At 66.2% G+C, this 16,945-nt stretch carries 15 protein-coding genes; 9 read left to right on the top strand and 6 right to left on the bottom strand.

The annotated features are described in order from the left end of the window. The first annotated feature begins 42 nt into the window (after positions 1-42). From ACHAC9_RS13900 to ACHAC9_RS13880, 5 genes are all read left to right on the top strand, one after another. Positions 43-1,323, top strand: a complete 1,281-nt coding sequence (locus ACHAC9_RS13900; protein ID WP_435760592.1) for an arsenic transporter — start codon at positions 43-45, stop codon at positions 1,321-1,323. Between the two features lie 11 nt (positions 1,324-1,334). Continuing rightward, a complete protein-coding gene (gene arsH, locus ACHAC9_RS13895; RefSeq protein ID WP_435760591.1) occupies positions 1,335-2,051 on the top strand; it encodes an arsenical resistance protein ArsH in 717 nt (238 codons plus the stop codon). A 228-nt stretch (positions 2,052-2,279) separates the two neighbouring features. Next, the gene (locus tag ACHAC9_RS13890) at positions 2,280-3,530 is read left to right on the top strand and encodes a hypothetical protein (protein ID WP_435760590.1); all 1,251 of its coding nucleotides are present in this window, start codon (positions 2,280-2,282) and stop codon (positions 3,528-3,530) included. Between the two features lie 8 nt (positions 3,531-3,538). Further along, complete coding sequence (locus ACHAC9_RS13885) at positions 3,539-3,970, top strand: phosphate ABC transporter substrate-binding protein (RefSeq protein WP_435760589.1); 432 nt, start codon at positions 3,539-3,541, stop codon at positions 3,968-3,970. Between the two features lie 10 nt (positions 3,971-3,980). After that, positions 3,981-6,683: a bifunctional diguanylate cyclase/phosphodiesterase gene (locus ACHAC9_RS13880; RefSeq protein WP_435760588.1), complete on the top strand. Its 2,703-nt coding sequence runs from the start codon at positions 3,981-3,983 to the stop codon at positions 6,681-6,683. Positions 6,684-6,686: 3 nt separating this feature from the next. Here the strand turns inward: ACHAC9_RS13880 and ACHAC9_RS13875 are convergent, their stop codons facing one another. From ACHAC9_RS13875 to ACHAC9_RS13850, 6 genes are all read right to left on the bottom strand, one after another. Continuing rightward, complete coding sequence (locus ACHAC9_RS13875) at positions 6,687-7,238, bottom strand: TIGR00730 family Rossman fold protein (protein ID WP_435760587.1); 552 nt, start codon at positions 7,236-7,238, stop codon at positions 6,687-6,689. A gap of 112 nt (positions 7,239-7,350) precedes the next feature. Further along, positions 7,351-8,040 (bottom strand): TetR/AcrR family transcriptional regulator, encoded by a 690-nt coding sequence (locus ACHAC9_RS13870; protein WP_435760586.1) that lies wholly within the window; start codon positions 8,038-8,040, stop codon positions 7,351-7,353. 85 nt (positions 8,041-8,125) lie between these two features. Next, positions 8,126-8,656, bottom strand: a complete 531-nt coding sequence (locus ACHAC9_RS13865; protein WP_435760585.1) for a phasin family protein — start codon at positions 8,654-8,656, stop codon at positions 8,126-8,128. A 53-nt stretch (positions 8,657-8,709) separates the two neighbouring features. Continuing rightward, complete coding sequence (locus tag ACHAC9_RS13860; RefSeq protein ID WP_435760584.1) at positions 8,710-10,053, bottom strand: alpha/beta fold hydrolase; 1,344 nt, start codon at positions 10,051-10,053, stop codon at positions 8,710-8,712. Then, on the bottom strand, positions 10,050-11,693 hold the full coding sequence (locus ACHAC9_RS13855; protein ID WP_435760583.1) for a GMC family oxidoreductase N-terminal domain-containing protein: 1,644 nt from the start codon (positions 11,691-11,693) through the stop codon (positions 10,050-10,052). The genes ACHAC9_RS13860 and ACHAC9_RS13855 overlap by 4 nt, the downstream gene beginning before the upstream one ends. Continuing rightward, positions 11,690-12,217, bottom strand: a complete 528-nt coding sequence (locus ACHAC9_RS13850) for a twin-arginine translocation signal domain-containing protein (RefSeq protein ID WP_435760582.1) — start codon at positions 12,215-12,217, stop codon at positions 11,690-11,692. Before ACHAC9_RS13850 ends, ACHAC9_RS13855 begins: the two co-directional genes overlap by 4 nt. Positions 12,218-12,465: 248 nt before the next feature. Between ACHAC9_RS13850 and ACHAC9_RS13845 the strand changes: the two genes are divergently transcribed. The 4 genes from ACHAC9_RS13845 to ACHAC9_RS13830 all read left to right on the top strand — a co-directional run bounded on the left by ACHAC9_RS13845 (position 12,466) and on the right by ACHAC9_RS13830 (position 16,916). Continuing rightward, positions 12,466-12,933 carry a hypothetical protein gene (locus ACHAC9_RS13845; RefSeq protein ID WP_435760581.1) on the top strand — a complete coding sequence of 156 codons (468 nt, stop codon included), beginning with the start codon at positions 12,466-12,468 and terminating at the stop codon, positions 12,931-12,933. Beyond that, on the top strand, positions 12,933-13,871 hold the full coding sequence (locus tag ACHAC9_RS13840) for a DUF2145 domain-containing protein (RefSeq protein WP_435760580.1): 939 nt from the start codon (positions 12,933-12,935) through the stop codon (positions 13,869-13,871). The genes ACHAC9_RS13845 and ACHAC9_RS13840 overlap by 1 nt, the downstream gene beginning before the upstream one ends. Before the next feature lie 337 nt (positions 13,872-14,208). Beyond that, positions 14,209-15,759, top strand: a complete 1,551-nt coding sequence (locus ACHAC9_RS13835; protein WP_435760579.1) for an ice-binding family protein — start codon at positions 14,209-14,211, stop codon at positions 15,757-15,759. An 11-nt stretch (positions 15,760-15,770) separates the two neighbouring features. After that, positions 15,771-16,916 (top strand): OmpA family protein, encoded by a 1,146-nt coding sequence (locus ACHAC9_RS13830; RefSeq protein ID WP_435760578.1) that lies wholly within the window; start codon positions 15,771-15,773, stop codon positions 16,914-16,916. Positions 16,917-16,945 lie beyond the last annotated feature (29 nt).

Below are 16,945 nucleotides of genomic sequence, written 5' to 3'. Positions count from 1 at the left end.
CGGTTCGCGCCGTCCTTTCCTTCACCTCCCATCAGGATTGTCGTGCTCATTGCCCTTCTGATTTTCATTGTCACCCTCATCCTCGTCATCTGGCAGCCGCGCGGCCTGGGCATCGGCTGGAGCGCCAGCGCAGGCGCTGTCGTCGCCCTGCTCGCCGGCGTCATCGACGTCGCCGACATCCCCGTGGTGTGGGACATCGTCTGGAATGCGACCGGTGCCTTTGTCGCCGTCATCATCATCAGCCTGCTGCTCGACAAAGCCGGCTTCTTCGAGTGGGCGGCGCTGCACGTGGCGCGCTGGGGAAAGGGGAACGGCCGACGCCTGTTCGTGCTGCTGGTCCTGCTGGGCGCAGCGGTGGCGGCACTGTTCGCCAACGACGGCGCGGCGCTGATCCTGACGCCGATCGTGATCGCCATGCTCGTTGCGCTGCGCTTTTCGGCAAAAGCCACACTGGCTTTCGTGATGGCGGCCGGCTTCATCGCCGACACCGCCAGCCTGCCGCTGGTGGTGTCGAACCTGGTGAACATCGTCTCGGCCGATTACTTCGACATCAGCTTCGCACGCTACGCGGCAGTGATGGTGCCGGTCAACCTGGTGTCGGTGGCCGCGACGCTGGCGGCGCTCACCTGGTTCTTCCGCAAGGACATTCCGGCGAATTACGATATGGCACAATTGAAGCGCCCGGAAGAGGCCATCCATGACCGCGCGACCTTTGTTACCGGCTGGTGGGTCCTGGCGATGCTGCTGGTCGGCTTCTTCTGGCTTGACGATATCGGCGTCCCGATCAGCGCCGTGGCGGCAGTCGGCGCGGCGCTGCTGCTGGCCGTGGCAGCACGTGGGCATCGGATCTCGACACGTGAGGTGCTGCGCGGCGCGCCGTGGCAGGTGGTCGTCTTCTCGCTTGGCATGTACCTGGTGGTGTATGGCCTGCGCAATGCGGGCCTGACCAACTACCTGACCGATCTGCTGAATGGATGCGCGCAGTACGGCGTCTGGGGCGCGGCGCTCGGTACCGGCTTCATCACGGCGATTCTTTCCTCGATCATGAACAACATGCCGACCGTGCTGGTGGGCGCGCTGGCGATCGACGCTACCGCAACTAGCGGCGTGGTGCGAGAAACAATGATTTACGCGAACGTCATCGGGGCCGACCTCGGGCCCAAGATCACGCCGATCGGGAGCCTGGCCACCCTGCTCTGGCTGCACGTACTTTCAAGCAAGGATATCCAGATCTCCTGGCGCTATTATTTCCGCGTCGGTATTGTGCTGACGCTGCCGATCCTGTTCGTCACCCTGTGCGCGCTTGCCCTGCGCCTCAGTTAAGAAAGACCCACATGACTACCATCCCGAACCTGCCCAACCTCGCGCCGGAACTGCTGGACATGCCGACGCTCGACAAGCTCGAGCCCGTGGGCGACATGCACCACCCGCCGCGCATCCTGCTGCTCTACGGCTCGCTGCGCGAGCGTTCCTTCAGCCGCTTCCTCACCTTCGAGGCGGCGCGCATCCTCGAGCACTTCGGCGCCGACGTGAAGATCTTCGACCCGATGGAATTGCCGATGGTCGGCAGTGTCCCGGAGACGCACCCGAAAGTGGTCGAGCTGCGCGAACTGTGCCTGTGGTCCGAGGGCCAGGTCTGGTGCAGTCCCGAACGGCATGGCGCGATCACGGGGGTGATGAAGAACCAGATCGACTGGATCCCGCTCGAGCAAGGCGCGCTGCGCCCGAGCCAGGGCCGTACCCTGGCCGTGATGCAAGTGTGCGGCGGCTCGCAATCGTTCAACGTCGTCAACACGCTGCGCCTGCTGGGGCGCTGGATGCGCATGGTCACGATCCCGAACCAATCCTCGGTGCCGATGGCCTACAAGGAATTCGACGACGAGGGTCGGATGCGGGCATCGAGCTACTACGACCGCGTCGTCGACGTGATGGAGGAACTGGTCAAGTTTACCCTCTTGATGCGCGGCCGTACCGATTACCTGACCGACCGCTACAGCGAACGCAGCGAACGTTCGCGCCAGGCGATCGACCGACAGTTGCAAAAAATCTGAAAACGAGACCGGAGTATGCGCCATACAAATTTTCGTTGCCTCTTAACAACGTTTTAATGCATCAAAACAGTTTCCCATAGTAAATATATCGACTTCGCCGGGGTGCGTCCGCTACAGTTCTGAGCATAGCGTGCGCCATGCAATGCGGCCGGCCTCAGGGCATGGCGGACCAGGTCATTGTGGGCTGCCCGCCCGCAGCAAGCAAGCCAGACCCGAACGAAAGCGACCATGTTTTACCCCACTGCAGTCCTGTCTTCCCGCGCCGCCTGCGTGGGCGCCGCCCTGTTTTCCCTCAGTGGCCTTGCTTGCGCTGAAACCACCCCGTCGAGCTGGAAATTTTCCGGTTTCGGCACGCTCGGCGCCGTCCACTCGGACGAACGCCAGGCCGACTTCGCCGCCTCGGTCCTGAAAGCCGACGGGGCCGGACGCACGGCACACTGGAGCCGCCACGTCGATACCCGGCTCGGCGGCCAGCTGGACTGGCGCCTCGATGCGCGCTGGTCCGCCGTCGTGCAGGTCGTCACCGAGCAGCGCCTCGACTCGAGCTACCAGCCGCGAGTGGAATGGGCCAACCTGAAATACCAGGCGACGCCCGAACTGGCCCTGCGCTTCGGACGCATCGCGCTGCCGATGTTCATCGCCGCCGACTACCGGAAAGTCGGCTATGCCTATCCGTGGGTCCGCACGCCGATCGAGGTGTATGGTGTCCTGCCGATCAGCAATAGCGACGGCGCCGATCTCAGCTGGCAGTGGAACGGCGAAGCCCTGCGCAGCACCACGCAGGCCTTCTATGGCCGCACCGACATGCCGCTCTTCGACGGCGCTCGCCTGCGCGGGCGCGCCATCGCCGGGCTCTCGCACACGGTCGAGCAAGGCGCGTTCAGCGCCCGCGCCTCGGTCATCACCACGCGCCTGTCGGTGAACCTGTTTCCGGAACTGTTCGACGCGCTCGACAGCTTCGGTCCCCAGGGGCGCGACATCTCGCGCCGCCTGAATATCGACGACAAACGCGCCACGGCCGCGAGCCTCGGACTGAACTACGATCCGGGCGACTGGTTCATCGTGAGCGAAGCCGGGCGCAGCAAAGTCAAGGGCTACCTCGGCGGCACGCGCTCGGCCTACCTGAGCAGCGGCTGGCGGCACGGTACCCTGACGCCGTATGCCGGCTACGCCCGGGTGTGGGGCCGCGAACCGGAAGGACCGAACGCGTTGGCACTGGGCGGCCTGCCGGCGCCGTCTGCGGCTGCAGGCGGCGCCGTCAATTCGGCGCTCGCTGCCATGATGCGCGCGGTGCCCTCGCAGTCCACGCTCAGCGCCGGCGTGCGCTGGGACCTCGCTGCAAATATTGCGCTGAAACTGCAGCACGAGCGTGTCACCACGCGCGCGGGCACGCGCGGCATGTTCATCAATTCGGTGCCGGACTACCAGTCCGGGCGCACGGCGCGGGTGACCAGCGCCGCCCTCGACTTCGTCTTTTGAGGGCAGGCATGACATTGATTCCCACCAGGCTCCTCGGCGCCATTCTCCTCGCGTTCTGCGCAGGGCTCGCGCAAGCCGGCGAGCTGGTCGTGATCGTCTCCGCCCACAGCCCGGTCGAGGCACTGCGCCCGGACCAGGTGGCAGCCATCTTTCTCGGCCAGGCGCCGCGCTTTCCGAACGGGGCGCTCGCCACCCCGCTCGACCAGCCGATCGCATCAAAGGAGCGCGACCAGTTTTACGCTCGCGTGGCCGGCAAGACGCCGGCCCTGCTGAAGGCCTATTGGTCGAAGATGGTGTTTACCGGCCGCGGCCAGCCGCCGCGCGACCTGGCAGGCAACGCCGAGGTGCGCAAGGCGGTGGCCGACGACCCGGCCCTGGTCGGTTATATCGAACGCGAGGCGCTCGACCCGAGCGTGCGCCAGGTTTTGCTGGTGCATTGAAAGGACGCGCATGATTCCCTCACTCTCCTCTGTCCGCACGGGCGGGCGCGCTTCGACACTGGCGCGCTGGCTCGGGCGCGGCCTCGACACCCATATTTCGCTGCCCCTGTTTGCCGTTCTCCTCGTCATCGGTTTGTGGGTCCTGACGCTGCGCGTGATCGACGCCGATCGCGCCGCCACCGTGCGGGCGGTCGAAGCGGCGACACGCGAGCGCGTCGCCACCTACGAAGCACAGATGGCGCGCAGCCTGTACGGCATCGACCAGACCCTGAAGGTGCTCAAATATGCGGTCGCCCTCAATGGCGCGCAAGGCGCGATTCCGGCCCTGCGCGCACAAGGCCTGCTGCCGCCGGCGCTGGTATTCGCGGTGTCGATTGCCGACCGCGACGGCCGCGTGAATGCCACCAACCCGGAGCGGGGCGCGCACGATATCTCGGGTACGGGTTACTTCCTCTACCACCGCAACAATGACCTGGGCCTGCCATTTGTCAGCGCGACCCTCGGCGACAGCGCCAACGCCGAGCCGCACCTGCACTTCACGCGCCGCATCAACGACGGCGCCGGGCGCTTCGCCGGCGTGGCGATCGTCGCGGCCGATCCGGCCTACTTCACCAGCGCCTATGAACGCGCGCGCGACGGCGAGCACGGCATGCTCGGTCTGGCCGGCCTCGATGGCCAGATGCGCGTCTTGCGCATGGGCGACAGCGTGACCTGGGGCCAGCGCATCGAACTCGGGAGCGCCGCCGGCGGCGTCAGCCTGTACCAGGGTCCGGACGGCGTGGCCCGTTACACCAGCGTGCAGCGCCTGCACGGCTTCCCGCTGGCGATCGTGGTCGGCCTGTCGCAGGAAGAGCAGTTCGCGCCGTTCAATGAAAAGCGCGGGACCTACCTGCTTGCCGCCGGCAGTGCCACCGCCATGCTGCTGCTGGTGGTGAGCGTGATCTCAGGCTGGGCCTGGCAGTTGGCCAGGGTGCGCCGGCGTGCGCGCCGCGCCCAGGAAACCTATGCCGCCGCCTCGGAAGGCAGCCTGGACGCCTTCTTCGTGCTGCGCAGCGTGCCCGGCCACGAGGGCGGCATCGCCGACTTCCTGGTGGAAGCGACCAACTCGCGCGCCGAGGGGCTCACCGGCCTGCCGCGCGCGCGGATGCAGGGCATGCTCCTGTGCGACGTGTTCCCGCACTTCCGCAGCAACGGCATTTTCGACGATATCGCCCAGGTGGCCCGGGATGGCCAGCCGCGCGAAGGCGAATGGCAGGCCTCCTCGCGCGAGGCCGACGGACGCTGGCTGCACCGCCAGGTGGTGGCGGTCGAGGGCGGCGCGGTGGTGATCGTGCGCGACATCAGCGAGCGCAAGCAGGTCGAGGCACGGATCTTTCACATGGCGCACCACGACGAGCTGACCGGCCTGCCGAACCGCAACCTGATGCATGACCGCATCGAGCAGGCCATCGGCAACGCCGCACGGCAAGGCAATGCCGTGGCGCTGGCGTTTGTCGATCTCGACGGCTTCAAGCTGATCAACGACGGCCTTGGCCACAAGGCCGGCGACGAATTGCTGAAGGTGGTCAGCCGGCGCATGGGCGCATGCCTGCGCCGCAGCGACACGCTGGCGCGCTTCGGCGGCGACGAATTCGTGATCCTGCTGCCGGACCAGGCGCATGACCCGCAGGGGCTGGGGCCGCTGCTCGAAAAAATCCGGCTCGCCGTCACCGAACCGATCGAGGTGGCCGGCCAGGCGGTGCAGGTCAGCTGCAGCATGGGCGTGGTGATGTACCCGCGCGACGGGCTTGACGCCAGTGCCTTGCTCCTGAACGCGGACGCCGCGATGTACCGCGCCAAGGACATGGGCAGCAATAACTTCCAGTTCTATGCGCGCGAGATGAATGACAGCGTCGAGGAAAAGCTGGTGCTGCTCGACGGCCTGCGCCATGCCGTGCAGGCGACCCTGGAGGGCGCCTTTGATAACGGCTTCCGCCTGTTGTACCAGCCCAAGGTCGACCTGCGCACCGGGCGCGTGTTCGGCGTCGAAGCGCTGATCCGCTGGCAGCATCCGGAGCACGGCATGGTGCCGCCGCAGCGCTTCATCGGCCTGGCCGAAGAGAGTGGCCTGATCGTCGAGATCGGCGACTGGGTGGTGCGCGAAGCCTGCCGCCAGGCGCGCGCCTGGGTCGACGCCGGCCTGCCGCCGATCACCATGTCGGTGAACGTATCGGCGCGCCAGTTCGAGGAAGCACGCCTGGTCGAGCGCGTCGCCGCGGCACTGCGCGACACGCGCCTGATGCCGGAACTGCTGGAACTGGAAGTGACTGAAAGCCTGATCATGCGCGACCTGCAAAAATCGGTCGCCAAGATGCGCGAGCTCGAAGCGATGGGCGTGTCGCTGTCGATCGACGACTTCGGCACCGGCTACTCGAGCCTGTCGTCACTGAAGACCTTTCCGATCAGCCGCCTGAAGATCGACAAGAGTTTTGTCAGCGAACTGGCCGACAACCCGGACGACCAGGCCATTGCCATGGCCGTGATCTCGCTTGGCCACAAACTGAATTTGCGCGTGATTGCAGAAGGCGTCGAAACCGAGCAGCAGCGCGCCTTCCTGCGCGAGAACGAGTGCGACGAGATGCAGGGCTACCTGTTCAGCAGGCCGGTGCCGGCGGACGAGATTGTCGACATGCTGGAGGCGTATGCGCTGGAGCTGGAGCTGGCCGCCGTGTAAGGGTTATTGGATTCCCGCCGCGTCGCGCAAGCGCCGCACCAGCGCTTCCGGATCCGCATCGACCTGCATCAGCGCCGCATGCCCCGGGCGCACGAAGCCCTCTTCCACCTGGTGCCGCGCGAAGCCCATCAAGCCATCGTAGAAACCATCGACATTGAGCAAGCCGATCGGCTTGGCATGAATGCCCAGCTGGGCCCAGGTCACCATCTCGAACAGTTCTTCCAGCGTGCCGAAGCCGCCCGGCATGGCGATAAAGCCTTCGGACAGCTCGGCCATCATGGCCTTGCGCTCGTGCATGTCCTTCACCACGAACAATCGCGTCAGACCGGCATGGCCGACTTCGCGTTCGACCAGCGCGCGCGGGATGACGCCGGTGGCTTCGCCGCCGAGGCGCAAGACCTCGTCCGCGATCACGCCCATCAGGCCGACCTTGCCGCCGCCGTAGACGAGGGCGATATTGTGCTCGACCAGCACGCGCGCCAGGCAGCGTGCGGCGTCGGCATACAGGGGCTTGGCGCCATTGGAGGCGCCGCAGTAGACGGCAATCGATTTCATGGAGGTTCCGTAAATAGTTAAGCGCCTGAGAAAACCGTCCAGGGCAAGGCGCAGCGTCGAAGACAGTACGATAGTACGGCGAGACGATGCAACGCCGCCATGGGCGGTTTTCTCAGGCGCTCGGGTCGCGGCCTTCGTCGGGGAGTTTTTTGAGGTACTCCTCCGAGAGCTTCTCGAACAGCAGGCTGGTATCGCCACGCAGGTAGGGCCCGAGCATCGACAGCACCTGGTAGCAACCACGCGCGAGCGCGTCGGCAATCGCCTGCTGCTCGCTGTATTTTCTCGGGTTGCGCACGTATTCGTAGGACAGCCAGTAAGTCGCCACCACGACCATGTTGGTCGCCATGGCGGCGATCTGCTGGTCGCTGGCATCGAGCGAATTTTCGCTGCGCAGGTCTTCGCACAGCTGGCGCGCGACCTTGATCTTGTGCGCCAGGATGGCCTTGAAGTGCAGCTCGAGCTTGCGGTTGCGCGACAGCAGGTCGTTCAGGTCGCGGTAGAAGAAGCGGTAGCGCCAGATCAGCTCGAACATCAGGTGCAGGTAGAGCCAGACGTCTTCCATGTTCGACCGCCGTCCCGCCGGCACCGTCAGGATGCGCTCGATCTCGGCCTCGAACTGCACGAAGATCGAATTGACGATGTCGTCCTTGTTGCGGAAATGGTAGTACAGGTTGCCGGGCGAGATATTCATCTCCTCGGCAATGACGGTCGTCGTGATGTTCGGCTCGCCGAACTCGTTGAACAGCCTGAGCGAGAGCTCGAGGATGCGTTCACGGGTGCGGCGTGGAGCTTTCTGTAGCATGGATGGCGGTGGTGGTGATGTCACTCGCAAGCATATCATCGAACCGCATGCCGGCGGCATTGCGCGGGCATGGCGCGCTTGCGGTTCAGCCGGCGGCGCCGCCTTTTGCCGCGGTGCGTTTGGTGGCCGGCCGCGCCCCCGGCGCTTTGGCCGCGGTCCCCTGCGCCGGCGCTGCCTTCGTCGCCGGTTGCGCAAGCGCCTTCTTCTGCGCCTTGCGGCGCAGGTGTTCGCCCGCGAGTTCCGCCAGCATCCGCTCCAGCTCATCGATGCGACCGTTCAGCGCTTCCATCTCGCTGCGCGCCGGCACGCCGATGGTGGCCAGCGCCCGCGCCACGCGTTCTTCAAACACCTGTTCCAGCTTGCCCCAGGTGCCGGACGCGCGGCGGCTGGAGCGCTCGGCCTTGCGCGCCACGGTGTCGGTCGCGTCCTCGACCTGGCGCGCGCGCTTTTGCAGCTCGCTGCCGTCGCGCACCAGGCGCGTGAACTCGCGCCCGCCCGCCTGCTGAGCCTTGGCGAACGCACCCAGGCCCGCCTGCCAGATCTGCTGGGCCGAGCTGCGCACGGCGCGCGCGAGCTCCTCTTCTTCCTGCTCGAGTTCCTTGATATTCTTCGTCATCGCTTCCTCATGCTGTTCACGCCATTGTCGGTGTGCTCGATAGAACCCGCATTCTAAACGCCATGCGTGCCTTGCACGGGTAAGGCCCCGTGCAGCAGTGCCAGCAATGCGTCGGCGCGCCAGGGCTTGGCCTGGTAAGCGTCGGCGTCGCCGCTGGCCAGGGCCGCGGCAATCGCCGGATCGTCCTGCGCGCCCGACAGCAGGATCCGGAAGCTGCCAGGCGCCAGGCGGCGCGCCTGCGCCAGCAATGCGGCGCCAGTCATGCCCGGCATCAGATGGTCGCTCACGATCACGGCAACGCGTTCGCGCGCCAGCACGGCCAGCGCGTCGGCGCCCGAACCCGCGCTCAGCACGCGCCAGCCCTGGCCCTGCACGGTCTCGTCCAGCATGGCGAGCATGAACGCGTCATCGTCGACCAGCAGCAGGACCGGGGCCGCCCCGTCATCGACGCCCCCGTCCTGGTCCGTTCGGCACTTCAGCGCGCCCAGCTCCTCCATCACGGTATCGAGCACGCGTCCGTTGCAGCCCAGCGCCACGTGGCCGACGCCGCCCAGCGCGATGTTGCGCGCCCCCGCCAGGATGCTCGAGGTCTGCGGCGAGACGATGTTGTCGTGGTGGCTGAAGATGGAAGTGATGAGCAGCCGTTGCGCGGCGTCCTCCGCGCTACCGAGCTCCTGCAGCCAGTCGCAGGCGGCGCCCTTGACGCGCCGCATCTGGGCTGCGTTGGCGCCCAGCCCGAAGCTCGCCAGCCCCGTGCCGTGGTGCGGCGTGCCGAGCGTGATGATGCGCGCCACGCGGCTGCTTCCGTGCACGCGCATCCAGGCGCGCGCCACCAGGCCGCCCATGCTGTGGGCGACGATGGCCACTTGCGACGCGCCGGTGGCGGCGCACAATTGATCGACCGCGCCCTCGATGAGCGGCACGTAGTCGTCGATCGCGCCGCCGACCGGTTCCAGGTCGATGCCGGCATAGCTGATGAAGTTGCGTTCCAGGCGCGGCAGCAGATAGCTCCAGTAGCCGCTGTTGCAGCCGTAGCCGTGCACCAGCAGCACGGGCACCGCGCTCGATTCCGGATCGATGTGGCGGCAGGGGGCGCCGCGCGGCATGAACCACGACGTGTACAGCATGCTGGTCCTGAATTCCTCGGCCAGGAGGCGCAGGCGAGCGCCCGGACCGAGATGAAATTCGGGGGGCGTCGGGCTGGCGAAGCAGGCGCTGAGGACAAAATTGTTCATGTTGATGGCCAGGCGTACCAGCGCCACGCAGGCAACACCCAGCGCAAGCGCCGCCCATAGCGGTACATCGAACCAGCGCCAGCCGGCCAGCGCAATGCCGGCCGCGCCCACCGCCTGCAGCACCAGCAGCCATTGCAGCATGCGGCGTGCGCTCATGCTCATGGCGCTACCCGTGGCGCCGGCTTGCCGGTCAGGCTGGTGGCCAGGCTGCTCGCCAGGCGCGCCGTGATGCCGTAGATCGACAGCTGGGGGTTGGCGCCGATCGAGGTCGGGAACAGCGAGCCGTCGTGCACCGACAGGTTCGCCAGCCCACGGTAGCGCCCGTCCGCCGAGGTCACGCCGCGCCGTTCATCGCCCGCCATCGTGCAGCCGCCCATCACGTGGGCCGACGCCACGCGCGTCATGTGCAACTGCTGCGGCAGCGTCGCGATGGCGCGCTTCGCCTCAGCCCATGAGGTATACAGCTGCGCCGTTTCGTGTGCCGGCTGCACGGCGCTCGCGCCGGCCGCGAACTGGATCTCGGCCATCGTGAGCAAGGCGCGGCGCGCGCCATCCCACAGAAAATCGTTGAGCGGATAGTCGAGCACCGCGGCGCCATCCTTCAATTGCACGGCGCCGCCCGGCGACTGTTCATGGAAGCCGTCGCGCAGCAGTGCCAGCATCCCGTGCATATGCGGGAACTGGCGCATGAGATCGAAGTGGCCGTGGCCGAAACCACCGAGCGTCGTCGACAACAGCACCGGATGCAGCGGCGGCGCTTCGAGTTTGTAGCCGAGCGGGCCGTCGATCGGGCTTGTACCCAGGAAGTGGTCCGAGTAAACGGTCTGCGGCGCACCGGCCCAGGCGTCCACGCGCTGCGGGAAGATGCCGGCCGAGATCAGGGTCGGGTGCAGGAAGGTGCGTTTTCCCAGCAGGCCGTGCGGATCGGGCGCGCCGGAACGCATCAACAGGGCCGGCGAATTGATCGCGCCGCCCGCGACGACGAAGTGTTTCGCGCGCAGGCGCAGCAGGCGTCCGGTGGGAGCGACGCCATCGGCGCTCAATGCGGTGCACAGCAGTTCGTCGGCGCGTTCGCCGCGCAGCACGAAGCGCTCCGCGCGCGCACGCGTCACGAGCGTCGCCCCATGCTCGAGCGCCGACGGAATCGTCGTCACCAGCATCGACTGCTTGGCATTCGTCGGGCAGCCCATGCCGCAGTAGCCCAGGTTCCAGCAACCCTTCACGTTGCGGCGAATGAAGCCCGATGCGATCCCGAGCTTGTCCAGGCCCCGTTTCAGGAGGTCGTTGTTTTCGTTCGGCGGGGCCTGCCAGTCGCTCACGTGCAGGCGCGCTTCCATCATCGCGAACCAGGGCTCCAGCGATGCGCTGTCGTAGCCGCTCAAGCCGAACCGGTCGCGCCAGTAGTCGAGCGTCGGCACGGGCGTGCGAAAGCTCGAGGTCCAGTTGACGGTGGTCGAGCCGCCGACGGTGCGTCCCTGCAGGATCTTGACGCCCTTGTCGAGCGTCTGGCGCGCGGCCGACTCCTGGTACAGGGATGGATAGGCGTCGGCCTCGCGCATCTTGAAATCGCCCGACGACTGCAGCGCGCCCTCTTCCACGATCAAGACCGACAGGCCCGCCAGCGCCAGGATTTCGGCGGTGACGCCGCCGCCGGCGCCGCTGCCGACGATGACGACGTCCGCTTCCAGGGTGCGGTCCGCTTCGAGGCGTGCGGCGTCGACGATCTTCCAGCCGCGTGCGATGCCGAGGCGGATCGGGTCGGGAATGATGGCTTGGGAGATGGGGATGGTTTTTTCGGTCATGGCGTTGACAGTTCCTTCATCGGCCCGGGATAGCCGATCGCACTCCAGTTGGCCGACTGCGCATACCAGGCGCCGAGCGATAGGTCGTGCAGCGCGCTGTAGGCGGTGCGCAGCAGGGCAAGGCGGTGCAGGCGCCAGTCCTGCAGGAAAGCACTGACGGCCTGCGGATCGGCTTGCGTCCAGCCACCCGGGATACCGGTCAGCAGACGCCGCGCCGGCGCCAGCGCGAGCAGGCCAAACAGGTCCTGCACTTCCTTTTGCACCGATAGCGGCAGGTTCGCAATCGCCGTGTGCACGCCCGCGACAGTGCGGGACACCGCCGCCGTGCGCTCGGCGGGGCTGGCGGGCAGCGCACCGGCCAGCATGGCCGGGACGATGGCGCCCAGGGCGGCGCGCGCTTCGCCATCGAGCACGAAGCGTTGCAGACCTGGCGTGTGCAGGGCGCGGTAGATGCCGCCGCCTGCGGCCAGTACGAGCGCGCCCACGGCACCGGCTTTCAGGAAGGATCTGCGGTTTGTCTCCATCTGGAATCCTTGTTGTTATTGCCTCTAGTGTACGCCAGGCTGACGCTGTCGAAAGAGCATCGATCTAGAGGGAGTCGTCGGGATGACGGCATTCCTGTGCTCCATGCAAATAAGCTTTGCCATGGGGGCCTGTCATGCAAATTTTGTTTGCATCGCGCTACGGCCCTGAACATTGCTGCCGACAAGCCTTCTCAAGCACGCAGCGCCCTTGTACCATGGAGCATTCAGCTCGACTACGAAAGCTTTACATGACCAGTTCCCTCCTCTCCCGCGCCGGCTGCGTCGCCCTGTTCGCCGCCGCTTTGGCCCTGCCCGTGCAGGCCGCCAGCACTGCCACGTCGTCCGCTTCGAGCGCGGGTTCGGCCTCGTCGGGCAGCGTTTCCGATTCGATGGGCGCCTCGAGCAACAGCTCCGGCGGCGACGACCGCGTGGCCGCCGGCCAGTACCGCGTCATCGACATCGCCGCCGCACCGGGTAAACCAGGCACCACGCGCATGACCCTGCACGCGGCTGCCGCCGGCGCCACACAGGAATTCACCCTTGACGTGCCGAACCGCGTGCTGGCGCAGCGCACTGTGGACAAGGGCGCACTGGTGCAAGTGAACCTGCGCGAATACGGCTATGAATTCGCGCATGCGGACAGCAAGCAAGCCTTCTTCCTCGCGCTCGAAGACAACTGGCACCGCGAACTGGGCTCGCAAAAAGTCGCGATCTGATGCGGAATCGGCTGCAACCGCGGCCGCAACCGCGGCTGCGACCGGGGCTGCGGCCGCTCTGCGCGGCCCTGGCCTTCTGCGCGAGCGGCAGCGCCTGGGCCGGTATCCCGACCTTCTGCGAACGTGCGAACGAGATCAGCGCCGCCGACCAGGACCGTGTGCTGCGCTTTGCCGGCGTCCTCAAGCGCGAGCTGGAACATTCCGGCGCGCGCGTGGCGCTGGTCTCGCGCGCCGGCACCGACCTGAGCCGCTTCGGCCTGGTGTATTCGCACGCCGGTATCGCCTTGCGGGACAACCCCGCCAGCCCCTGGGCCGTGCGCCAGCTCTACTACGCCTGCGACGAATCGCGCCCGCGCCTGTTCGACCAGGGCGTCGCCGGTTTCGCGCTCGGCGCCGAAGCGCCGAGCCGCGGCCACATGTCGCTCGTGTTCCTGCCCGATGAAGACGGCGCGCTGGAAAGGACCGCGCTCGACAAATCCCTCGCCCTCTCGCTGCTGGCGGGCCGCTACAGTGCGAATGCCTACGCCTTTGGCACGCGCTATCAGAATTGCAATCAGTGGGTGGCCGAGCTCCTGGCCAGCGCCTGGGGGCGTTTCGACGGCACCGGTGCTCCGCGCGAGCACGCCCAGGCCTGGCTGCGCGCGCAGAACTACACGGCCGGCCCGGTGAGGATTGCATCGCACGCGATGATGTTCGCGGGACAGTTCGTGCCGCTGGTGCATGTGGACGACCATCCGGTCGAGGACATCCACGCGCTCGCACTGCAGGTGAGCGTGCCGGAGTCGATCGAGGCGTTTGTTCATCGCCGGCTGCCCGAGGCGCGCCGGGTGGAGATGTGCCACGACAAGGAGAGGATTGTCGTGCGGCGCGGGTGGGAACCGATCGGTGCGCAGTGCCGCGCAAAGCCGGGAGACGAAATCATTGGGCTTGGCACCTGAGCCCTTCGCAGGACCGTCTGGCCACGACCCATCGCATGGTGTACTTCAAGGAATACGGGCAGGCCCTGCAGGCGTCCTGCGATGGAGAAAGATCACGCAAGGCTAACACACAGGCTTGCGACACGCGCATGTCGATGCAAGTAAATACTAATTGTACTCACAAGCAAGATTTCATTCTTTGTGTCGCGATTTAACCTTTATAGTTTGCATGCAAGCACTGCCATATGGCGGCTTGCGCAATTTCTGCCGCGACGCATAAACCTGTGCGAATAGATGCGGAAAGACAGTGAGTCACCTTAAGGGCCCTAACATGATTAATTTAAAACGATATACAAAAATGCTGATCTGTTCAGCCGGTTTGCTGGCGGCATCGCTGCTGGCAGGCTGCGGTGGCGGCGATCAAGGCCGCGATCCGATTCTCGGCGTTCCAGCCGCTACGCTCGCCAGCATCGCGGTCACGCCGGCCACGGCCTCGGTTGCCCTGGGCGCCAGGCAGCAGTTCACTGCAACGGCATCCTATACCGACGGTTCGGCACGCGACGTCAGTGCCAACGCAGCGTGGAGCTCGGCGACCACCGCTGTGGGCACGGTCAACGCTGCCGGACTGGCCACCGGCGTGCGCGCCGGAACCACCATCATCACTGCGGCATTCGAAGGCAAAAGCGGGACCGCTACCTTGACCGTGCTGCCAGCCTCGCTGGTCTCGCTGGCGCTGACGCCGGCAGTGACCACTTTCCCGATCGGCGCGACCCAACAGCTGGCAGCCGCCGCGACCTATTCCGACGGCAGCGTCGTCGATGTCACGGCCAATTCGACCTTCCTGTCGGCCACCCCGGCCTCGGTGACTGTCGGCGCGGGCGGCTTGATGACGGCCGTCGCTTCCGGGACCTCGGCGCTGAGCGCAAGTTTTGGCGGCAAGAGCGCCAACGCGCAGGCCACCGTGACCATGGCGACTGTGTCGAACATCGCCGTGTCGCCGGCAATCGCCGGCGTTGCAGTGGGAGGCACACAGCAGTATATCGCCGTCGCCACCTACTCGGACAACTCGACCGCCATCGTCACCCGCACCGCTGCCTGGAGCTCCGGCTCGAACGCCATCGCCACGGTAACGAACACCGGCGTCGCCACCGGCGTCACGCCAGGCACTACCACGATCAGCGCAGCCTTTGGCGGCCAATCGGGCAGCGGCAACCTGACCGTGACCGCCCTGCCGGTCGTCCCACCAGTTGAGCCACCAGTGGTCCCGCCGGTCGTGCCACCAGTCGTGCCACCAGTCGTCCCACCAGTTGCCAGCGTCAACCTGCGCAGCGCGGCGAGCTTCGCTGTCCTGGCCGGCACCGCGCTGACCAACAATTCCGGCGGCACCACCCTGATCAGCGGTGACGTCGGCTCACCGTCGCAAACCACCGATCCGACGCTGGCACCGGGGCCGTACACCAACTACAAGTCGGGCGCAATCCTGGACAATGCCCTGGCCGACTTGCAAAGCGCCATTACCGACGCCAACGGCCGCAGCTGCGACGTCAGCTTCGCCGCCAACATCGACCTCGGCGGCCTCGCATTGCCTCCAGGTGTGTATTGCTACGCCGGCTCCATCAGCGTCACCGGCACCCTGATCCTGAGCGGTCCTGGCGTGTATATCTTCCGTACCGCACAGACCCTGAACACGACTGCCAACTCGACCATTGCACTGACGAATGGCGCCACGGCCGACAACATCACCTGGGTGCCGACCGGCCCGACGACCCTGGGCGCGAACAGCGTCTTCAAGGGAAGCATTCTGGGTCAATCCGCTGCCATCACCGTGGGCGACAACACGACGCTCCTGAATGGCCGCGTGCTGTCCGGCGCCGCTGTCACGCTGCGCAACAACCAGATCGCCAAATAAGAATGACTTTCATGAAAACCACCTGCACATTCAACCTGGCCATGCTTGCCGCGTACGCCGCCATGCTTGCCCAGCCGGCGCTTGCCGCCGACACGGCCGGCGACACCTTCATCAACCCGGACTGGGCCAACAGCGCCTGGTACGTCGGCGGTTCGCTCGGCCAGTCGCGTGCGGCCATCGATGAACCGCGTATCCGGCGCAGCCTGGCGGCAAACGGCGCCACCGTGACGGCCTTCGATTCCGACGAACGCGAACTTGGCTTCAAACTGTTCGTCGGCAAGCAACTGAACCAGTACTTTTCGGTGGAAGCCGGCTATTTCGACCTGGGCAAATTCAGCTTCGCAGCAACGACTTCGGGCAACGGCAACTTCCGCGGCGAGGCTGGCTTTCGCGGCGCAAACCTCGACCTGGTCGGGCAACTGCCGGTGACGCAACGCCTGTCGCTGCTGGGACGCGCCGGGATGCAATATGCCCACACCCGCACCAGCTTTACCGGCAACCGGCTAGCCGCGGTCACCAATCCAAACCCGCGCGAGAAAAAGCTGGGCGCCAAGGTCGGCCTGGGCCTGGAGTACAAGCTGAGCGAGGCACTCGCCCTGCGCGGCGAAGTCGAGCGTTATCGCCTCAATGACGCCGTGGGCAATCGCGGCGAGGCCGATCTGCTCTCGCTCAGCCTTGTCTACAAGCTGGGCCGGCCGGCAACGCGTGCCTTTGTCGCCGCGCCGCAGCCTGTGGTCGTGACCGAAGCGCCGGTCGCCGCGCCAGCGGTCCAGGCGCCTGCGCCACAGCCGGTATCGGAGAAGGTATCGTTCGCCGCGGAAGCCCTGTTCGATTTCGACAAGGCGATCGTCAAGCCTGAAGGCAAAGCTGCCCTCGACGCCTTGATGGCCAAGCTGCAGGGAATGAACACGGAAGTGATGATTGCCGTCGGCCATACCGATTCGGTGGGCTCCGACGCCTACAACAACAAGCTCTCGCTGCGCCGTGCGGACGCGGTCAAGGCGTATCTGGTGTCCATGGGCCTGGACCCGGCCCGTTTGTACACCGAAGGCAAAGGCGAATCGCAGCCATTGGCGTCGAATGCGACCGCCGAGGGCCGCGCCAAGAACCGTCGCGTGACCATCGAAGTGGTTGGTACGCGTACCGTCACGCGCTAAAACCGCTGTCGATGGAAGAGCCACCGCGG

It is taken from the genome of Massilia sp. CMS3.1 (genome assembly GCF_051262535.1).
Lineage (GTDB): Bacteria > Pseudomonadota > Gammaproteobacteria > Burkholderiales > Burkholderiaceae_D > Telluria.
Note: the sequence above shows the minus strand (reverse complement) of the source record. Positions and strands in the feature narration are given on the sequence as shown.

Coding starts and splice junctions, on each gene's coding strand:
- arsH (WP_435760591.1), top strand. CDS start 1,335: ATGACTACCATCCCGAACCTGCCCAACCTCGCGCCGGAACTGCTGGAC.
- ACHAC9_RS13890 (WP_435760590.1), top strand. CDS start 2,280: ATGTTTTACCCCACTGCAGTCCTGTCTTCCCGCGCCGCCTGCGTGGGC.
- ACHAC9_RS13885 (WP_435760589.1), top strand. CDS start 3,539: ATGACATTGATTCCCACCAGGCTCCTCGGCGCCATTCTCCTCGCGTTC.
- ACHAC9_RS13880 (WP_435760588.1), top strand. CDS start 3,981: ATGATTCCCTCACTCTCCTCTGTCCGCACGGGCGGGCGCGCTTCGACA.
- ACHAC9_RS13875 (WP_435760587.1), bottom strand. CDS start 7,238: ATGAAATCGATTGCCGTCTACTGCGGCGCCTCCAATGGCGCCAAGCCC.
- ACHAC9_RS13870 (WP_435760586.1), bottom strand. CDS start 8,040: ATGCTACAGAAAGCTCCACGCCGCACCCGTGAACGCATCCTCGAGCTC.
- ACHAC9_RS13865 (WP_435760585.1), bottom strand. CDS start 8,656: ATGACGAAGAATATCAAGGAACTCGAGCAGGAAGAAGAGGAGCTCGCG.
- ACHAC9_RS13860 (WP_435760584.1), bottom strand. CDS start 10,053: ATGAGCATGAGCGCACGCCGCATGCTGCAATGGCTGCTGGTGCTGCAG.
- ACHAC9_RS13855 (WP_435760583.1), bottom strand. CDS start 11,693: ATGACCGAAAAAACCATCCCCATCTCCCAAGCCATCATTCCCGACCCG.
- ACHAC9_RS13850 (WP_435760582.1), bottom strand. CDS start 12,217: ATGGAGACAAACCGCAGATCCTTCCTGAAAGCCGGTGCCGTGGGCGCG.
- ACHAC9_RS13845 (WP_435760581.1), top strand. CDS start 12,466: ATGACCAGTTCCCTCCTCTCCCGCGCCGGCTGCGTCGCCCTGTTCGCC.
- ACHAC9_RS13840 (WP_435760580.1), top strand. CDS start 12,933: ATGCGGAATCGGCTGCAACCGCGGCCGCAACCGCGGCTGCGACCGGGG.
- ACHAC9_RS13835 (WP_435760579.1), top strand. CDS start 14,209: ATGCTGATCTGTTCAGCCGGTTTGCTGGCGGCATCGCTGCTGGCAGGC.
- ACHAC9_RS13830 (WP_435760578.1), top strand. CDS start 15,771: ATGAAAACCACCTGCACATTCAACCTGGCCATGCTTGCCGCGTACGCC.